General features: G+C 62.8%; 10 protein-coding genes. 3 read left to right on the forward strand and 7 right to left on the reverse strand.

Going from position 1 to position 15,464, the window contains the following annotated elements; all coding sequences use genetic code 11:
- Positions 1 to 11: 11 nt before the first annotated feature.
- The 6 genes from V5B59_RS12680 to V5B59_RS12705 all read right to left on the reverse strand — a co-directional run bounded on the left by V5B59_RS12680 (position 12) and on the right by V5B59_RS12705 (position 10,273).
- Entirely contained in the window at positions 12 to 1,544 is a 1,533-nt protein-coding gene (locus tag V5B59_RS12680) for a mechanosensitive ion channel family protein (protein ID WP_169069293.1), read from the reverse strand.
- Positions 1,545 to 1,665: 121 nt separating this feature from the next.
- A complete protein-coding gene (gene moeA / locus V5B59_RS12685; RefSeq protein ID WP_169069294.1) occupies positions 1,666 to 2,955 on the reverse strand; it encodes a molybdopterin molybdotransferase MoeA in 1,290 nt (429 codons plus the stop codon).
- An 84-nt stretch (positions 2,956 to 3,039) separates the two neighbouring features.
- A complete protein-coding gene (moaA, locus tag V5B59_RS12690; protein ID WP_169069295.1) occupies positions 3,040 to 4,113 on the reverse strand; it encodes a GTP 3',8-cyclase MoaA in 1,074 nt (357 codons plus the stop codon).
- Positions 4,114 to 4,294: 181 nt separating this feature from the next.
- A complete protein-coding gene (locus tag V5B59_RS12695) occupies positions 4,295 to 6,088 on the reverse strand; it encodes a GspE/PulE family protein (RefSeq protein WP_169069296.1) in 1,794 nt (597 codons plus the stop codon).
- A 164-nt stretch (positions 6,089 to 6,252) separates the two neighbouring features.
- A complete protein-coding gene (locus V5B59_RS12700) occupies positions 6,253 to 9,627 on the reverse strand; it encodes an ATP-binding protein (RefSeq protein ID WP_169069297.1) in 3,375 nt (1,124 codons plus the stop codon).
- Positions 9,620 to 10,273 carry a DUF4194 domain-containing protein gene (locus V5B59_RS12705; protein ID WP_211203293.1) on the reverse strand — a complete coding sequence of 218 codons (654 nt, stop codon included), beginning with the start codon at positions 10,271 to 10,273 and terminating at the stop codon, positions 9,620 to 9,622. Before V5B59_RS12705 ends, V5B59_RS12700 begins: the two co-directional genes overlap by 8 nt.
- A gap of 250 nt (positions 10,274 to 10,523) precedes the next feature.
- Here V5B59_RS12705 and V5B59_RS12710 point away from each other — a divergent pair, with 250 nt between their 5' ends.
- Positions 10,524 to 12,437 (forward strand): pyruvate kinase, encoded by a 1,914-nt coding sequence (locus V5B59_RS12710; RefSeq protein WP_332351941.1) that lies wholly within the window; start codon positions 10,524 to 10,526, stop codon positions 12,435 to 12,437.
- Positions 12,438 to 12,676: 239 nt separating this feature from the next.
- Positions 12,677 to 13,120: a glycine zipper 2TM domain-containing protein gene (locus tag V5B59_RS12715; protein ID WP_034917794.1), complete on the forward strand. Its 444-nt coding sequence runs from the start codon at positions 12,677 to 12,679 to the stop codon at positions 13,118 to 13,120.
- Positions 13,121 to 13,235: 115 nt separating this feature from the next.
- Here V5B59_RS12715 and V5B59_RS12720 read toward each other — a convergent pair whose 3' ends face one another.
- Positions 13,236 to 14,075 (reverse strand): cytochrome C assembly family protein, encoded by an 840-nt coding sequence (locus V5B59_RS12720; RefSeq protein ID WP_169069300.1) that lies wholly within the window; start codon positions 14,073 to 14,075, stop codon positions 13,236 to 13,238.
- 30 nt (positions 14,076 to 14,105) lie between these two features.
- Between V5B59_RS12720 and ffh the strand changes: the two genes are divergently transcribed.
- Positions 14,106 to 15,461: a signal recognition particle protein gene (gene ffh, locus V5B59_RS12725; protein WP_169069301.1), complete on the forward strand. Its 1,356-nt coding sequence runs from the start codon at positions 14,106 to 14,108 to the stop codon at positions 15,459 to 15,461.
- The last annotated feature ends 3 nt before the right edge of the window (positions 15,462 to 15,464 follow it).

Below are 15,464 nucleotides of genomic sequence, written 5' to 3' on the forward strand. Positions count from 1 at the left end.
TCACCCAATGCCTACAGCCCAAGAAAATCCTTGATCATGGCAAGAATGCCGGCTTTCGGCTGCGACGCTGCATTATCGGCGGGAGAGTTGCTGAACTGGCGGATGAAGGCGTCCATCTCGGCCTCACGGCGTGCGAGAATTTCGGCAATCGCCTCGGCGATTTCCGGGCGCGAGCGGATGACTTCTTCGACCGTGGCCTGGTCCAGCCGGTAGCAGACCACGTCGGTCTTGGCGATGATCGAGGCGCGGCGAGCCTCACCGGTCAGCACACCTTTCTCGCCGAAAGTGCCGCCGGCATGAATGGTGCGGAACAGACGCCGTGAATGGTCGGGAAAATCCATCCACACTTCGGCTTCGCCAACCGCCAGCAGGTACAGCCAGTGTGGCGCGTCACCCTGATGAAAGATCACGTCGCCGCAGGCGAACGGCGCATGCACCATGCGCTCGCTGATGGTCCGCAGTTCCTCTTCCTGCAGCCCGGCAAACAGTTCCAGCTTGCGCAGATCGAGCATGCGTCGCTCGATTTCGCGCCGGTGGAGCGACTCCCGGTAAGCATCGTTCTCCTTGGTGATATGCAGCGACTGTTCGGGCACCGCCAACTGCATGCCCGCGCGTTGCAAGGCGGCGAAGATATGAATCCGCACCGCGGAGTCGGTGGGATCATCGGGCTGCGGGTCGAGCATCCAGTAGCGCAGCGCGTAGCGCCCGTAGCCCGGGCCAAACTCCATCAGCACACAGCTTGGTCGAGGTTCCCGGGCGACGTTGGGGATTTCGGCGGAGCCGATCGTCGCCTCGATTTTCTGGATCACCAGGGTCGGCGGTGATGCATAGGTGACGTGGAACCACACCCAGCGTCGCCAGGGCCAAAGGGGAATGTCGGTGCGGCCGAATACGGTGAACTTGCCACGCATCAACTGGCTGTTGGGAACTACCACCACGTCGCCGTTGCGTGTCCGGATCGTCGTCTGCCGCCAGCGTATCTGGGCGACCCGGCCGGTGATGTCGTCGATCCGGATCCAGTCGCCGGTACGCAGCGAATTATCGACTTGCAGCGCGACACCGGAAAGAATGTTGCCGAGGGTATCCTGCATCGAGAAGGCCAGGACCGCGGTGATCACCGCCGAAGTGGTCAGCAGACTCGACGGGTCGAATCCGACAATGTGCAGTCGCCCAACAATGAAAGCGGCATAGATTATGAGGACAATGATGTCCTCGGCGATACGCACGACGACCATGCCAAAGCGCGGCAGGACAATCCGGAAGACGAAGATCGCCAGCAGGCGAAACAGCGCCATCCCCGATCCGATGACGAAGATCTCGTGCAGCATCACCGCGACGCGCGAATAGTCGAGCGCCTCGAGCAAGGCACCGAAGAGTTGCCCGACCAGGCAGAGCCCGAACACCACCACCGTCCCGCCGACCCGCCGGCGTTCCCTGGGCAGCAGACGCAGCGACAGCAGCGCGAATATCACGACGGTAGCGATGACGTACTTGGTCTCGGGCAGCCAGAAATAGGCCCAGATTCGCTGCATCACTTCTGTCATCGCTTCTCCTTCGTCCTCTCAGGCAATGGCGCCCGCGTTTTCCTGGGGCCGCTCGAGCAGTCTGCCGCTTGTGCCGCTGGCCAGATCTTTCGGTGAGCCTCGACTGCAGCCGACCCGGACCTCAGACCAGACCGTCAAAGACCTGCACGCTGACCGAATCCCCAGCGGCGACGCTGCCGCGATCCTGTTCGAGGACGATGAAGCAATTGGCATCGGACATCGAGCGCAGGATTCCCGAACCCTGCGCACCTGTCGGCCGGACGTACCATTGACCCTGCTCCTGGCTGAGGATGCCGCGCTGGTACTCGGTACGGCCAGGAGACTTCTTCAGGGCGACGCTGCATAGCGCCGGCAGCAGCGGCACGACGGGCAACGGGTCGGCGCCCATCAGCAGGTAGAGCGCGTCGCGGACGAAGGCGTAGAAAGTAACCATCACCGCCACCGGATTCCCCGGCAGACCGAACAGCCAGGCTGCAGCACCCTCCTCGCCGCTCGTCCCGGCAGCAGTGATGCGGCCGAAAGCCATCGGGCGACCCGGTTTCATGGCGATTTTCCAGAACAGGACTTCGCCGAGTTGCGCCATCAGCGGCTTGACGAAGTCGGCTTCGCCAACCGAGACACCGCCGCTGCTGATCACCACGTCAGCAGCAGCGGCCGCTTGCCGGAAGGTCGCCTCGAGCAGCGCCGGCTCGTCGCGAACGACCCCGAGATCGAGGATTTCGCAACCCATGCGGCGGAGCATGCCGAAAAGCGTGTAGCGGTTGCTGTCATAGACTTCGCCACAGCCCAGTGGCGTACCGATCGAGCACAGTTCGTCGCCGGTCGAGAAAAAGGCGACACGCAGACGGCGGTAGACGCTGATCTCGGCACAACCCAGCGAGGCGATCAGACCGAGTTCCGCCGGGCGGATCAGTCGTCCGGCAGCGAGCGCCGATTGGCCGGCGGCGAGGTCTTCGCCGGCGCGGCGGATATTCTGGCCACGGCGCTGCCCAGGCGGGATCACGACGCTGTCGCCAGCGGGCTCGACGACTTCCTGCATCACCACCACATCGCTACCGACCGGCAGCGGCGCACCGGTCATGATGCGCACGCACTCGCCCGCGGCCATGCTGCCGGCAAAAGTCTGACCGGCCAGCGCTGTCCCGGCGACGCGCAGGCGGGTCTCGCCACTGCTCGACAGGTCGGCATGACGCAGCGCGTAACCGTCCATCGCAGAATTGTCGTGCGCCGGCACATTGACCGGCGCGATCACGTCACTGGCCAGCACACGCCCCAGCGCGCTGCGCAGCGCCAGCCGCTGGTGTGTTCGCAGCGGCGTCAACTGGCTGCGAATGAAGGCGCGCGCCTGCTCGACCGAAAGCGCATCGGGATCGTAATCGCTGAGACAACTGAAACGGGCAGTGAGACACATGGCAGCTTTCGCGGGAGGAGTGGAGGGTTGTCGGATCGCCGGGCGGGTTCACGCGGCACCGCCCCGATCGGAGACTGCCGGCGATCAGCCGCCGGTCATCGACATGAAGCGTAGCACCTGCGGTGCATCCATCTGGCTGCCGAAGTCGTGGCCCTTGGCCTTGATGCCCATGCTGCCGACAATCGTCGCGCGCAGCGGGGAATCATCCGTCGGATGCGAACGCAGCAGCGGCAGCAGCGCCAGGGCATCGTTGTTACCGAGGCATGGGTACAGCTCGCCGCGAGCAGTGACGCGCACGCGATTGCAGCTGGCGCAGAAGTTGTGACTGTGCGGCGAGATGAAACCGACGCGCGTCGAGGTGCCGGGAATCCGCCAATAGCGCGCCGGTCCGCCGGTGGTTTCGGTAGACGGCAGAAGCACGAAGCGCGTCCGCAGGCGGGCCAGTGCTTCTTCACTGCCGAAGGTCTGGCGCGCGTGACCGATGTCGCCGAGCGGCATTTCCTCGATGAAGGCAATGTCGATCCCGCGTCCGACGACAAACTCGACAAGATCGATCAACTCGTCGTCATTGCTGCCACGCATCATCACCGTGTTGATCTTGAGACGCTGGAAACCGGCCGCCTGCGCCGCGTCGAGACCGCGCAGCACCTTGGCGAGATCGCCGACGCGGGTGATCTCCCGGAAACGGTCGGCACGCAGCGTGTCGAGGCTGATGTTGATGCGTTTGACACCGGCGGCACGCAAGGCCGGGGCAAAACGATCGAGCTGCGAACCATTGGTGGTGATCACCAGCTCCTGCAAACCCGGCAGGCGGGCGATCTGTTCGAGCAACCAGATGGCGTTGTGTCGAACCAGCGGCTCGCCACCGGTGACCCGTACCTTGGTCACACCGAGATCGACGAAGGCACTGGCAATACGCAGGCATTCCTCGAGCGTCAGCACCTGCGCCCGCGGCAGGAAGGTCATCTCCTCGGCCATGCAGTAGCTGCAACGAAAGTCGCAGCGGTCGGTGATCGACAGGCGAAGGTAGGTAACGTGTCGGCCATACTTGTCGACCAGCGTCCTGTCGGCATGCCGCGAGGTTGCCGGCGAAGTCGGCGGGGTAAAGCCGATCCGCGAATCGGGAACGACTTCGGGCGTCAGCGATTCATTGCGCATGGGAGAAACTCCCTCGGGCGTGCCCGTGGCGAAGGGAAGAAATGGTTCGCGGCAGATTATAGCGGAGTTCGTCGAGCGCACTGCACACTACTCACGCATGATCCAGGGCAATCCATCTTGGCGCTCTTCGACTTCCTGCCAGAGTCGCTTGATTCGTTGATGTACGGTGTTCCGCAGAGAATCAAGCATGTTCGACCGGCGGGGCGACCTTGAATACTTCGGCAAGGGTGGTCACCCCGGCAGCAACTTTCATCGCTCCCGAGATGCGCAGGGGTTTCATTCCTTCCCGGTAGGCCAGCTCGCGAATCTTGGCGATGTCCTTGTTTTCACTGATCGCCAGCTTGATATCCTGCGACAGGAGGAGGATCTCGTACAGCCCGACACGCCCGAGGTAACCGGTCATCCGGCATTCGAGACAGCCGACCGGCCGGTAGAAACGCACCGGACGATTCGATTTCCAGGGCGCGACGAGTTGATCCCACATTTTCTCCTCGACCGCGCTGGCCTGGTGCACCTGCTTGCAATGCGGGCAGAGGATGCGTACCAGGCGCTGCGCCATGACGCCGAGTACCGTCGCGCCGAGCAGATACGAGGGAACGCCGAGATCGAGCATGCGCGTGATCGCCGCCGGGGCGTCGTTGGTATGCAGGGTCGACAGCACGAGATGGCCGGTGAGGGCGGCCTGGATCGCCACCTCGGCAGTTTCCAGGTCACGGATTTCACCAACCATGATGATGTCCGGGTCCTGCCGCATGAGCGCGCGCACACCTTGCGCGAAACCGAGGTCGATCACGTTCTGCACCTGCATCTGGTTGAACGCCGGTTCGACCATCTCGATCGGATCCTCGATGGTGCACACATTGACCGCCGGGGTGGCGAGCTGCTTCAGCGTCGAATAGAGCGTCGTGGTCTTGCCGGAACCGGTCGGGCCGGTCACCAGGATGATCCCGTTCGGCCGTTCCGACATGTCCTTCCAGCGCGCCTGATCATCGTCGGTGAAGCCGAGATCAGCGAAACTGCGGACCAGGACTTCCGGGTCGAAAATCCGCATCACCAGCTTCTCGCCGAAGGCGGTGGGCAGCGTCGACAGACGCAGTTCGGCTTCCTGACCCTCAGCGGTGCGAGTCTTGATGCGGCCATCCTGTGGACGCCGCTTTTCGACCACGTCCATGCGACCGAGAATCTTGACGCGGTTGACCATCGCCGCCATGACGCTCATCGGAATCTGGTAGACCTGATGCAGGACGCCGTCGATCCGGAAACGCACGATGCCGATTTCGCGTCTGGGCTCGATATGGATGTCGCTGGCGCGCTGGTCGAAAGCATACTGCCAGAGCCAGTCGACAATGTTGACGATATGCTGGTCATTGGCATCGAACTGGCGATTGGTACGACCGAGTTCTACCAATTGTTCGAACGACGACAGGTTGCCGGTCGGGCCACCGAGTTGGGCAGCCTTCTTGACCGAGCGCGCAAGATTGTAGAACTCGACCAGATAACGCGCGACGTCGACCGGGTTGGCGATCACCCGGCGGATTTCCTTCTTGCTAATCGCCTTGATCTCCTTCTCCCAGTCCCGCAGAAAAGGCTCGGTCGTCGCCACCACGATTTCACGCGTCGTTACCTGAATCGGCAGCATCCCGAAGCGGGTTGCGTAGGCACTCGACATCACTTCGGTCACCGCAGTGAAATCGACCTTCAGGGGGTCGATGTGCTGGTACTCGAGGCCAACCCTGCGCGCCAGCCACTCGCCGAGATCTTCGAGAGTCAATGGCCGATGCGGCTCTTTCTGCGACTTCCATTTCTGATCGGCAATGATCACCAGCGGATGGGCCACCAGACGCTTGAGGCGACTCTCCTTGAGCAGGGCATCGGCGTCGGACGAGCTGACCAGGTCATCTTCAAGCAAGCTCTTAAGGACTTCCGCCAGCGTCAGGCGATGTTCATGAACGGTGTTGACGGCTGCTTGGGGCATTTGCAGTGTTCCAGGAGAATGTGCCGGTACTACAGGCGAATAGGGAATGCGAGTTCCATGGAGAATTCTACACTGCCAGCACAGGAGATCCTGGAAGGAGCACCGTCACCGTCGACACTCAAGATCTGAAGCGGGGTCGGGAAGAAAAAGGATGACTCGGGAGTTCATCCGGCCGCCCTCGCCTTCTCGGCACGGTATTCCTCGATCGACAGCTTGCGCAGCTTCGAGGTGCGCCCTTCCTCGTTATGCACGAAGCCGACGCTGGAGACGAAGGGTTCGATGATGTGAATTTTCTGCAGCGGCGTGACGATCAGGAGTTGCAGGTTGAGCTGGGCGAACAGCCGCAAGCCGTATTGCGCCGACTCGTCCGATCCACGCCCGAAGGCTTCGTCGATGACCACGAAGCGGAATGATCGCGAACGCACGGCGCCCCATTCAAGGCCGAACTGATAGGCGAGGCTCGCCGCCAGAATCGTGTAGGCGAGTTTTTCCTTCTGACCGCCCGACTTGCCTCCCGAGTCGGAATAATGCTCGTGCTCGCTATGGTCTTCGCGCCAGCGTTCGCTGGCGGCAAAGACAAACCAGTAGCGCACGTCGGTGACCTTGGCCGCCCAGCGGCGATCCTGTTCGGACAGACCCTCGCGCCCGCGCAGCCGCTCGATGATCTGCCTGACCTGCAGGAATTTGGCTTCCGAGTATTGTGCATCGTCCGAACCGGTCAAGGCCCCTTCGGTACAGGCGCGCAACTCGCTCTGGAAATCGCGGATGTCGGCGTCGGGCGTCGGCTGCGCTTCGATCGCGATGTAGCGGCCGGGATTGTAGTCGATCTGGGTCAGCGAGGTATTGATGCGTGCGATGCGCTCCTTGATCGTCTCGCGCCACATCGCCAGTTGCGCGTTGAAGTTGGCCACTTCACGGATGGTGTTCTCGTTGAGCAATTCCTTGAAACGCGCCTCGAAGCGCGGCAGGTCGTCAGCCTGCAGCTTGTCGAGCATCTTGCGGTATTCGAAAAACGCTTCGATGCTGGCATCGACCTCGGCGGTGTCGAGCTTGAACTGCTCCTTGTAGGCGACCATAGCCTGGATGATTCGGTCGCGCAGCAAATTGAGCTTACGGGATTCGGCCTCGATCCGCCCCTGCAGCCAGGCACGCGTCTCGTGTTCGCGATGCTCGCAGGACTCGACGCTGAGCGGATGCTCGCCGAGCGCTTCGTGGCGCATGCCATCGAGGCGATCGAAGTACGACGCCTGCGCCGCCATGCCCGGCTCAAGCAGTAGCGCCTGCGTCTGCTCGCGCAACGCAGCGGCGTCGCTTTGCCGCTGCTCGATTCGCGAGCGCTTGTCCCGATGTTCCTCCAGGCGGGTTTCGAGTGCCTTCAGCGCGGCGACCACTGCGTGCAAGCGCCCGCTGAGCTCTTTGAGCAGGTCCGAAGCGGATTCGAGGCAGCGCTTCTCTTCCTGCAGCCTGGCGACCTCGGTCGCCAGCGACGGCCAGTCGAGCTCATTGTAGTCGGCGTACTCGTCGAGCCTGGACAAGGCCGTCAGACGCGCTTTGAGCCCGTCCTGTTCGAGCTGGATCCTGCCGATGCGGCTGCCAAGCTCGGCGAGCCGTGCTTCGAGCGTCCTCGCCTTGGCTTCGAGCGCAGCGATCTTGGCGGCGTTGGTCCAGCCCAGCACATAGCGACTGCGGTCGTCGAGGCGGTGGCGATCGTCCTTTTCGTGCCGCTCGCCGGGAGCCTTGATCTGGCCGGCGCGCGTGATCGCCCGCAGTTCACGCCGGAATTGTTCCTGGGTGGCACAGCAGGCGACATCGAAGCGCTGCGCCAGCTCGCGCTCGAGCCAGTCGTAATACGGCGAATCGGGCTTGATCGACAGCTTGCGCGCCAGCGAATCGCGGTGCAGGTCGGGCAGTTCCTTGCGCGAACTCCGGCGTATCCGGAAATAGACCAGGCGCCCCCGGAGCTGGGTCTTGTCGACCCAGGCCGCGATTTCTGGGTAATCGTCATCGGGCACCAGCAGCGACAGGCCGAAGTTGCGCAGCAGTCGCTCGGCGGCACCTTCCCAGTCGCGTTCGTCGTCGCGCACCTGCAGCAGTTCGCCGGCAAAGGGCATCGCCTCTTCGGACAACGCGAGGGCCTTGCACAGGGCGCTGCGCATCAGGACCTGTTCGGCCGGAATGTTGCTGCGCCGGGCTTTGAGGCTGCTGATCTCGGTGCAAAGCTGGTCGTGTTCGAGCTTGCCCTGACGCAGGCTGACGCCGTGCTCGGTGAGTTCGTTCTGCAGGCCCGTCTCGCGTTCCCGAGCCTCTTCAGCCAACGATGACCAGCGCTGCCGTTGCTCGAGAAAGCTGCTTTCATCACGGCAGGGAGCTTCGCCGATCGTTCGCAGCAGTTCGGTGAAGCGTTGCGCCTTGCGCTGGCGCGCCTGGCAGTCCTGATCGATGCGGCGAATCTCGGCGGCCAGCCGTTCGAGACGATCGCCGCCGTTCTCGGCGATGTTCTGTTTGAGTTCGGCCTCCTGTGCTCGCTGCAGGTCGCGTTGCGCCTCGGTACGCTTGACCTGCGCATCCTGGCGACGCCAGTCTTCGGCGAGGCCGGTGATGCGCTTGTCGAGCAGCCCGAGCTTGAGGCTGGCGAAGTAGGCTTTGAGCGCTTCGCGGCAGGCACGCAGATCCTCGACCTGTACGCTCAGCGTGCCATGCTGCTCGCCGTTGGCGACCAGCGGCGTGAGCAGCGCCACCTGTCGTTTGGCCTTGAGGACGGCCTCATGCGCGCGATTCAAGTCGTCGAAATGGCCGATCAGCGCCGCGATCCGGGGCTCGACATCGAAAGGTTCGAGCATGTGGCTGCGAACGAAGTCGGTCAGATTACCGACCGACTTCATCGACACCGTCTGATGAAACAGATCCAGCGCCTGTTCGTTGTCGATGCCGAAACGACGCCGGAACCAGGCGCCGTACGGCGGAAAACTGTCGAACACCTCGCTGCCCGGTCGCCGCAGCCGCTTGCGCAGCGCTGCGATGTCCGAGCCAAAATGGGCAAAGTCATTGGCAATCGACAAATCGCGTTCAGCGGCGACGAAGAAACGCGCCGGTTGCCCTTGCGCGTCCTTGATCCAGAACACCTGCGCCAGCGTCACCGTCTGGTCGTAACCGGCGTTGTGAAAGACGCCGAGGATCACCGAGTAGTGGTTATGGTCGCGCAAGGCTACCGGCCGAGCCGTACCGCTGATCTCGTTGCGCTCGGATTTGTAATGGCCGAGCACGTAGGAACGCAGCGTGCGCTCGCGACTGTCGGCGCCGGCAGCCTTGTTGTAGGCGATGCGCTGCGCCGGTACCAGTAGTGTCGTCACGGCGTCGACCAGTGTCGACTTGCCTGAACCGATGTCGCCGGTCAACAGGGCGTTCCTGCCGTTCGGTTCGAGCGTCCAGATGTGGCCGTCGAAAGTGCCCCAGTTGAACACTTCAAGGCGCTGCAGCCGGAAGCCCGAGAGGGTGTCATCGGCGACGAAGTCCAGCCCGAGGCTTTGCGGCTCATTCATGATCTTCTCCTGACTGCCCGGCGAGCTGCGCGCGGTAGCTCGCCAGCCGCTGGTCGAACTCGGCGAGCCACTGCGCATCGACGAAGGCCTTGAGAATTCGCCGCACCTCGACCATCGTCGGCTGCCCGGTCTCGACCTTCAGGCGGCGCAGGAAACCGAGTTCGACCACCTTGCCGAGATGAACGTCGATCTGGTCGATCAGCCTTGCCTCGTTGCTGCCCTCGGGCAGGAACACCCGCATCAGTTCGGCGACCTCCTCGCGCGACAGCACCAGCCGGGTATCGCCGCCGCTCGCGTCGAACTCGGCCAGTTTCTTGCGCAGCAAGGCCAGCAGCAGACTGACCGGAAACGACAGCGGACGTCGTGCAACCAGACGCGGCAGCCGCGGCGTCGAAGCGTCCTCGGGATCGGGGCGCGAGCGCAGAAAAGCGTAGCCTTCGGCTTCGTCGAGGACCAGTTCAAGCTTGAGCACCGCGACATAGTCGCGCACCCGCACCTGCAGTGCCAACAATGAATTCCACAGACCGGCATCGCTCTCCTGGTAGATCACCCCCTTGAGCAGGGGAATCACCAGCGCCGACAGCTCATGTGCGGCGGCGTCGCCGGCAATACCGCCTGCCGCTGTCTCCCTTTCGTCCCTTGCCATCATCACCTCAGAAAACTCTCCCGAAACCCAGTATGCGAACCGTATCGATGAACATCTGGAAGACATCTCCACCGAGGGTATACCAGAAGTCAGCATGCTTGTTCCATCTTCCTCGCCATCGTGTCGTCCCTTACGGAACGAGGAAAGATTCTGCACGACCGTCACAATACCTTCACAGAGGCTGGTTAAGCTCAGCCGATCAGAGGAACGGGGAACGCGCCATGAATCATCAAGGCAGGACGAAACAAGCATGCCCACCATGAATGAATACAGCCGGGTGGACACAGGCCAACTCATCAGCACGCAGCTCATCGCCAGCCGCGGGCACCCGCGGGCGGAACGCCTGATCCCCAAGATCAGGGATCTGCGCGCGCGTGCCATCGCGCTCGAGCAGAGCCACCGCGACGAGATCCACAGCATCGAACCAGGTTATCAGGCCAGCGCTCGCAACCTGCTGCACTATCTGGCGCTGCGCCAGAGCGATCTGCGGCCCTTGCAGGAAGAGCTGACGGCGCTGGGGCTGACCTCACTGGGCGGCCGGGAAGCGCAAATACTGAGCTCGCTGGATGCGCTTCTGGTGGCGCTGCATGCCCTGGCTGGCCGGCCCTGGCAACCCGGCTATCCGCCGCTGTCGCAGTTGAGCATCGATGACGGAACGATCGTTCTCGATCACCACAGCCAGCTTCTGCTGGGTTCCCCGGCCGGCAAGCGCTCGGTGCGCATCATGGTGACCATGCCCAGCGAAGCGGCATCGGACTACCTGCTGGTGCGCAACCTTTTGGCTGCCGGCATGGACGTGCTGCGCATCAACTGCGCGCACGACGACGAAACGGCCTGGCTGGGCATGGTCAACAACCTGCGCAGCGCGGAAAGAGAGCTCGGACGCTCTGCCAAAATCTATGCGGACCTGGCTGGTCCAAAGTTGCGTACCGGCATGATCGGGCCGATCGAGCGTGTGCTCAAGTGTCGGCCGCGCCGCGACCTGCGCGGATCAGTGATCGAGCCAGCCCAGATCTGGCTGACGCCCAGAGATGCAGTGGAGCCCGCTCCTCCCGGCGTGGCCTTGGTCCTGCCGATCGAGCGCGGGGTGCTCGAACAGGCGATTCCGGGCGACGTGATCGAGTTCGAGGATTGCCGAGGAAAACATCGTGAGCTGATCGTGACCGAGCTTCGCAATGCCTCCCGATTGGCATCGTCAGGCAAGACCGCCTATGTCGAAGAGGGAACCCCGGCCCGCCTGGTGCGCGCTGGGAAATTCCTCGCCGAAGGATGCTTCGGCCCCCTGCCGGAGGTCGTTTCGCCGATCGAACTCGCGGTCGGCGACATCCTCATCCTGACGCGCAATGACGTTCCCGGGCGGGCTGCCGTGCGCGACGCAGACGGCCGGGTGATCGAAGCGGCACGCATTCACTGCTCGCTGGACGCCGCCTTCGCGGCAGCAAGACCTGGCGAGATCATCCACTTCGACGATGGCAAGATCGGCAGTCGGGTGCTCGCCAACGACGGAGAGGAAATCGTCCTGCAAATTGCCTACACCGGCGTGACCACGGCCAAGCTGCGGCCGGAGAAGGGAATCAATCTGCCCGACACCGAACTCTCGATCTCGGCCCTGACCGAGAAGGACCTGCACGATCTGGAATTCCTGGTGAAGCACGTGGACATGGTCGGCTTGTCGTTCGTGCGCACGCCAGAGGATATTCTGCTGCTGGAGGAGCATCTGCAGCGATTGGGCGGCCAGGCTATCGGCGTGGTGCTCAAGGTCGAGAACCGCGAGGCCTTCGAGAATCTGCCCCGGCTGCTGCTGACCGCGATGCACTCGCCGCCGCTGGGGGTGATGGTGGCACGCGGCGACCTGGCCGTGGAAGTGGGCTTCGAGCGGCTGGCCGAGGTGCAGGAGGAGATCCTCTGGCTGTGCGAGGCCGCGCACGTGCCGGTGATCTGGGCGACCCAGGTACTGGAGGGTCTGGCCAAGACCGGCGCTCCGACACGTGCGGAGGTCTCCGACGCGGTGATGAGCGGCCGGGCCGAGGCGGTGATGCTCAACAAGGGACCCTTCATCGTCGAGGCGGTGCGCTTCCTCAACGGCGTGCTGGAGCGTATGGATGCCCACCAGCACAAACAGCGCAGCAGGCTGCGCAAGTTGTCTATCTCGGCACTGGACTAGCCACAGGCATTCATCTGGCCATCGGAGAAGCCGGGTTTGCGGCCACAGCTGCTTGCGCCCGGCAATCGTCCCAATCCATTGTCTGGACCCAAGGGTTGTGTATATACTCATGAGCTACGGCGTACGGCAAAGCCGCTGGCGCAAGGCCAAGGAGGCCGTGCTCGCGGCATTCCTGCTGGATTTCGAGATCGCGCCCTTCATACCACTTCTCAACTCGCCAACCTGTCAAGGAGTCCGCCATGTTCCAGAAAATCTCGTCGTACCTGTCAGCTTTCGCCCTCGCCTTGTTCCTGACCGCCTGTGCTGCACCCGGGATGCAACCGGAGCAGATGGAAATCCGCAGCGGGGTGATCGAACAGATCACCCTGGTGCAGTTGCCGAGCAATCACCATATGGGGGTTGGTGCGATTGTCGGCGGTGTGGCCGGCCTCGGGATCGGCAGCCTGATCGGTGGCGGCACCGGTCGCGATGTGGCCATGGTGCTCGGTGCTGTCGGAGGCGCTCTCGTCGGCAACGAAGTCCAGAAAAAGTACGAGCAGCCTGTCCAGGGCCAGCAAATTATTGTCCGGGTGGCCAACGGCGTGTTGGTTTCCCTGACACAGCCGGTCAATCCGGGTCTTCGCCAGGGCCAGCGAGTGTATGTCGAAGGCAGCGGCGAGAACGCACGCGTCGTTCCACGCTAGCTAGATGAGCACTCAGTTTTCTGTTGGAAAGGGATACTCGCGAACAACGCTCAGGCGCTAGCCGCCTGACTTTCGCCACACCGGACCAGCGTCGGGTCTCGCGTACGCAGCAGCTTCAGAGTCGACCGAGCAGGACTTCGGCGACAAAGCGGCTGCCGATGTACGCCAGCAACAGCACCATGAATCCGGCCAGTGTCCAGCGTAGCGCGACACGGCCGCGCCAGCCATACACGCGACGCCCGACCAGCAGGGCGGCAAAGATTCCCCACGAGGCAAAGGCAAACAGGGTCTTGTGATCGAAAGCCATGGCCTTGCCAAAAAGAGCTTCGGAAAACATGACGCCGCTGACCAGCGCGGCCGTGAGCAGGCAGAAGGCGACGAGAATCATGCGAAACAACAGTGCTTCCATGGTCAGGATCGGCGGCAGACTGGTCAGGCTTCTGGTGACCGCCCGCTGGTGCAGCTTACGTTCGGCAAAACCCATGAACACGGCGTGCAGTGCGGACAGCGTAAATAGACTGTAGGCGAGCATTGCCGTCAGGAAATGAAGCTGAAAGCCCCAGGCATTGGCATTGGCCACTTCCCGCAGTTGAGGAAACAGTGCCGGCGCCAGGGCAGCGATCGCCGCGAGTGGCAGGACCATCGGCTGCAGTCCGTCCATACGTGAGCGAAAACTCTCCAGCCAGTAAATCAGGACGGCCAGCCAGAGCATCAGGGAGAGCGCGAAACTGAATGAGAAGCGCATGCCGCCCGCGCTGAACAGCCCTGCGTACAGGCCAATGCCCTGCACCGCCAGGGCGCCGAAGATGGCCGCGCGCTCCCAGGGCTGCATCGGCAGGGTAAGCAGTGGCTGTCTGGTTTCACGCCAGCGCGTCTGCCAGAAATGGATGCCGAGGGCGGTGTAGAGCAGCGAGGCAAGGACGTGCGGGAGAAGGTGAAGTAGAATGTCTGACATTCTTGAAGTCTACACCAAGCCGGAATTCAAATGCTCGACAACCTGACTCAACGCCTTGCCCGTGTCATGAAGACGCTGCGCGGCGAAGCGCGCCTGACGGAAACCAATATCGCCGATGCCTTGCGCGAGGTTCGCCTCGCCTTGCTCGAGGCGGACGTCGCCTTGCCCGCAATCAAGGCTCTGATCGCCGCCGTACGGGAAAAGGCGGTTGGCGAGGAAGTGATCGGCTCGCTGAGCCCGGGACAGGCACTGGTCGGTGTCGTCCATCGCGAACTCACCAGGCTGATGGGCGAGGCTCATACGGGGCTGAATCTGGCCACCCAGCCGCCGGCGATCGTCCTGATGGCCGGCCTGCAGGGCTCCGGTAAAACCACTACGGTCGGCAAGCTTGCCAAGATGTTGCGCGAGACACAAAGGAAGAAGGTCCTCGTGGTTTCCTGCGACGTCTACCGCCCAGCAGCGATCGAGCAGTTGAAAACGGTTGCCGCACAGGCGGGCGCCGATTTCTTTCCCTCGGCGACGACTGACCAGCCGGTCGATATCGCGCGCCAGGCGGTCGACTGGGCAAAGCGGCACTATCACGATGTCCTGCTCGTGGATACCGCCGGTCGCCTGGCAATCGACGAGGCGATGATGAAGGAAATCGCCGAAATTCACGCCGCCACCAGACCCATCGAAACCCTGTTCGTCGTCGATGCGATGCTCGGTCAGGATGCCATCCATACCGCGCGGGCGTTCAGCGATGCGCTACCGCTGACCGGCATCATTCTCACCAAGCTCGATGGCGACGCACGCGGCGGTGCCGCACTTTCGGTTCGGCACGTCACCGGCCAACCGATCAAGTTTGCCGGGGTCGGCGAAAAACTGACGGGACTCGAAGCCTTTCACCCGGAGCGGATGGCTTCGCGAATCCTCGGCATGGGCGACGTGCTGTCGCTGATCGAGGATGCGCAGAAGGGCATCGACGAGGAAAAGGCGCTTGATTTCGCGAAGAAGCTGAAGTCAGGCAAGGGCTTTGATCTCAACGATTTCAAGGACCAGATCGGCCAGATGCGCAAGATGGGCGGCCTGTCTTCGATGATCGAGAAACTGCCGGCGCAATTCTCGCAGGGGGCCGGTCAGCTACCGGCAGGCGGAGAGGAGAAAGCGGTCGCGAGAATTGAAGGCATCATCAATTCGATGACCCCTACCGAGCGCTGCCGGCCCGAGTTGCTCAAGGCCGCGCGCAAGCGCCGCATTGCTCTGGGTGCCGGGGTTCAGGTGCAAGAGGTCAACCGTCTGCTCAAACAGTTCGAGCAGGCACAGAAAATGATGAAGCAGTTCTCCAGAGGAGGCATGGCGCAGCTGATGCGTGGCATCAAGGGGATGTTACCGGGGATGCGATGATGC

This window comes from Candidatus Accumulibacter contiguus (genome assembly GCF_036625285.1).
GTDB classification, from domain to species: Bacteria; Pseudomonadota; Gammaproteobacteria; order Burkholderiales; family Rhodocyclaceae; genus Accumulibacter; species Accumulibacter contiguus.

Coding starts and splice junctions, on each gene's coding strand:
- V5B59_RS12715 (WP_034917794.1), top strand. CDS start 12,677: ATGTTCCAGAAAATCTCGTCGTACCTGTCAGCTTTCGCCCTCGCCTTG.
- V5B59_RS12700 (WP_169069297.1), bottom strand. CDS start 9,627: ATGAATGAGCCGCAAAGCCTCGGGCTGGACTTCGTCGCCGATGACACC.
- moaA (WP_169069295.1), bottom strand. CDS start 4,113: ATGCGCAATGAATCGCTGACGCCCGAAGTCGTTCCCGATTCGCGGATC.
- V5B59_RS12710 (WP_332351941.1), top strand. CDS start 10,524: ATGCCCACCATGAATGAATACAGCCGGGTGGACACAGGCCAACTCATC.
- moeA (WP_169069294.1), bottom strand. CDS start 2,955: ATGTGTCTCACTGCCCGTTTCAGTTGTCTCAGCGATTACGATCCCGAT.
- V5B59_RS12695 (WP_169069296.1), bottom strand. CDS start 6,088: ATGCCCCAAGCAGCCGTCAACACCGTTCATGAACATCGCCTGACGCTG.
- V5B59_RS12680 (WP_169069293.1), bottom strand. CDS start 1,544: ATGACAGAAGTGATGCAGCGAATCTGGGCCTATTTCTGGCTGCCCGAG.
- V5B59_RS12705 (WP_211203293.1), bottom strand. CDS start 10,273: ATGGCAAGGGACGAAAGGGAGACAGCGGCAGGCGGTATTGCCGGCGAC.
- V5B59_RS12720 (WP_169069300.1), bottom strand. CDS start 14,075: ATGTCAGACATTCTACTTCACCTTCTCCCGCACGTCCTTGCCTCGCTG.
- ffh (WP_169069301.1), top strand. CDS start 14,106: ATGCTCGACAACCTGACTCAACGCCTTGCCCGTGTCATGAAGACGCTG.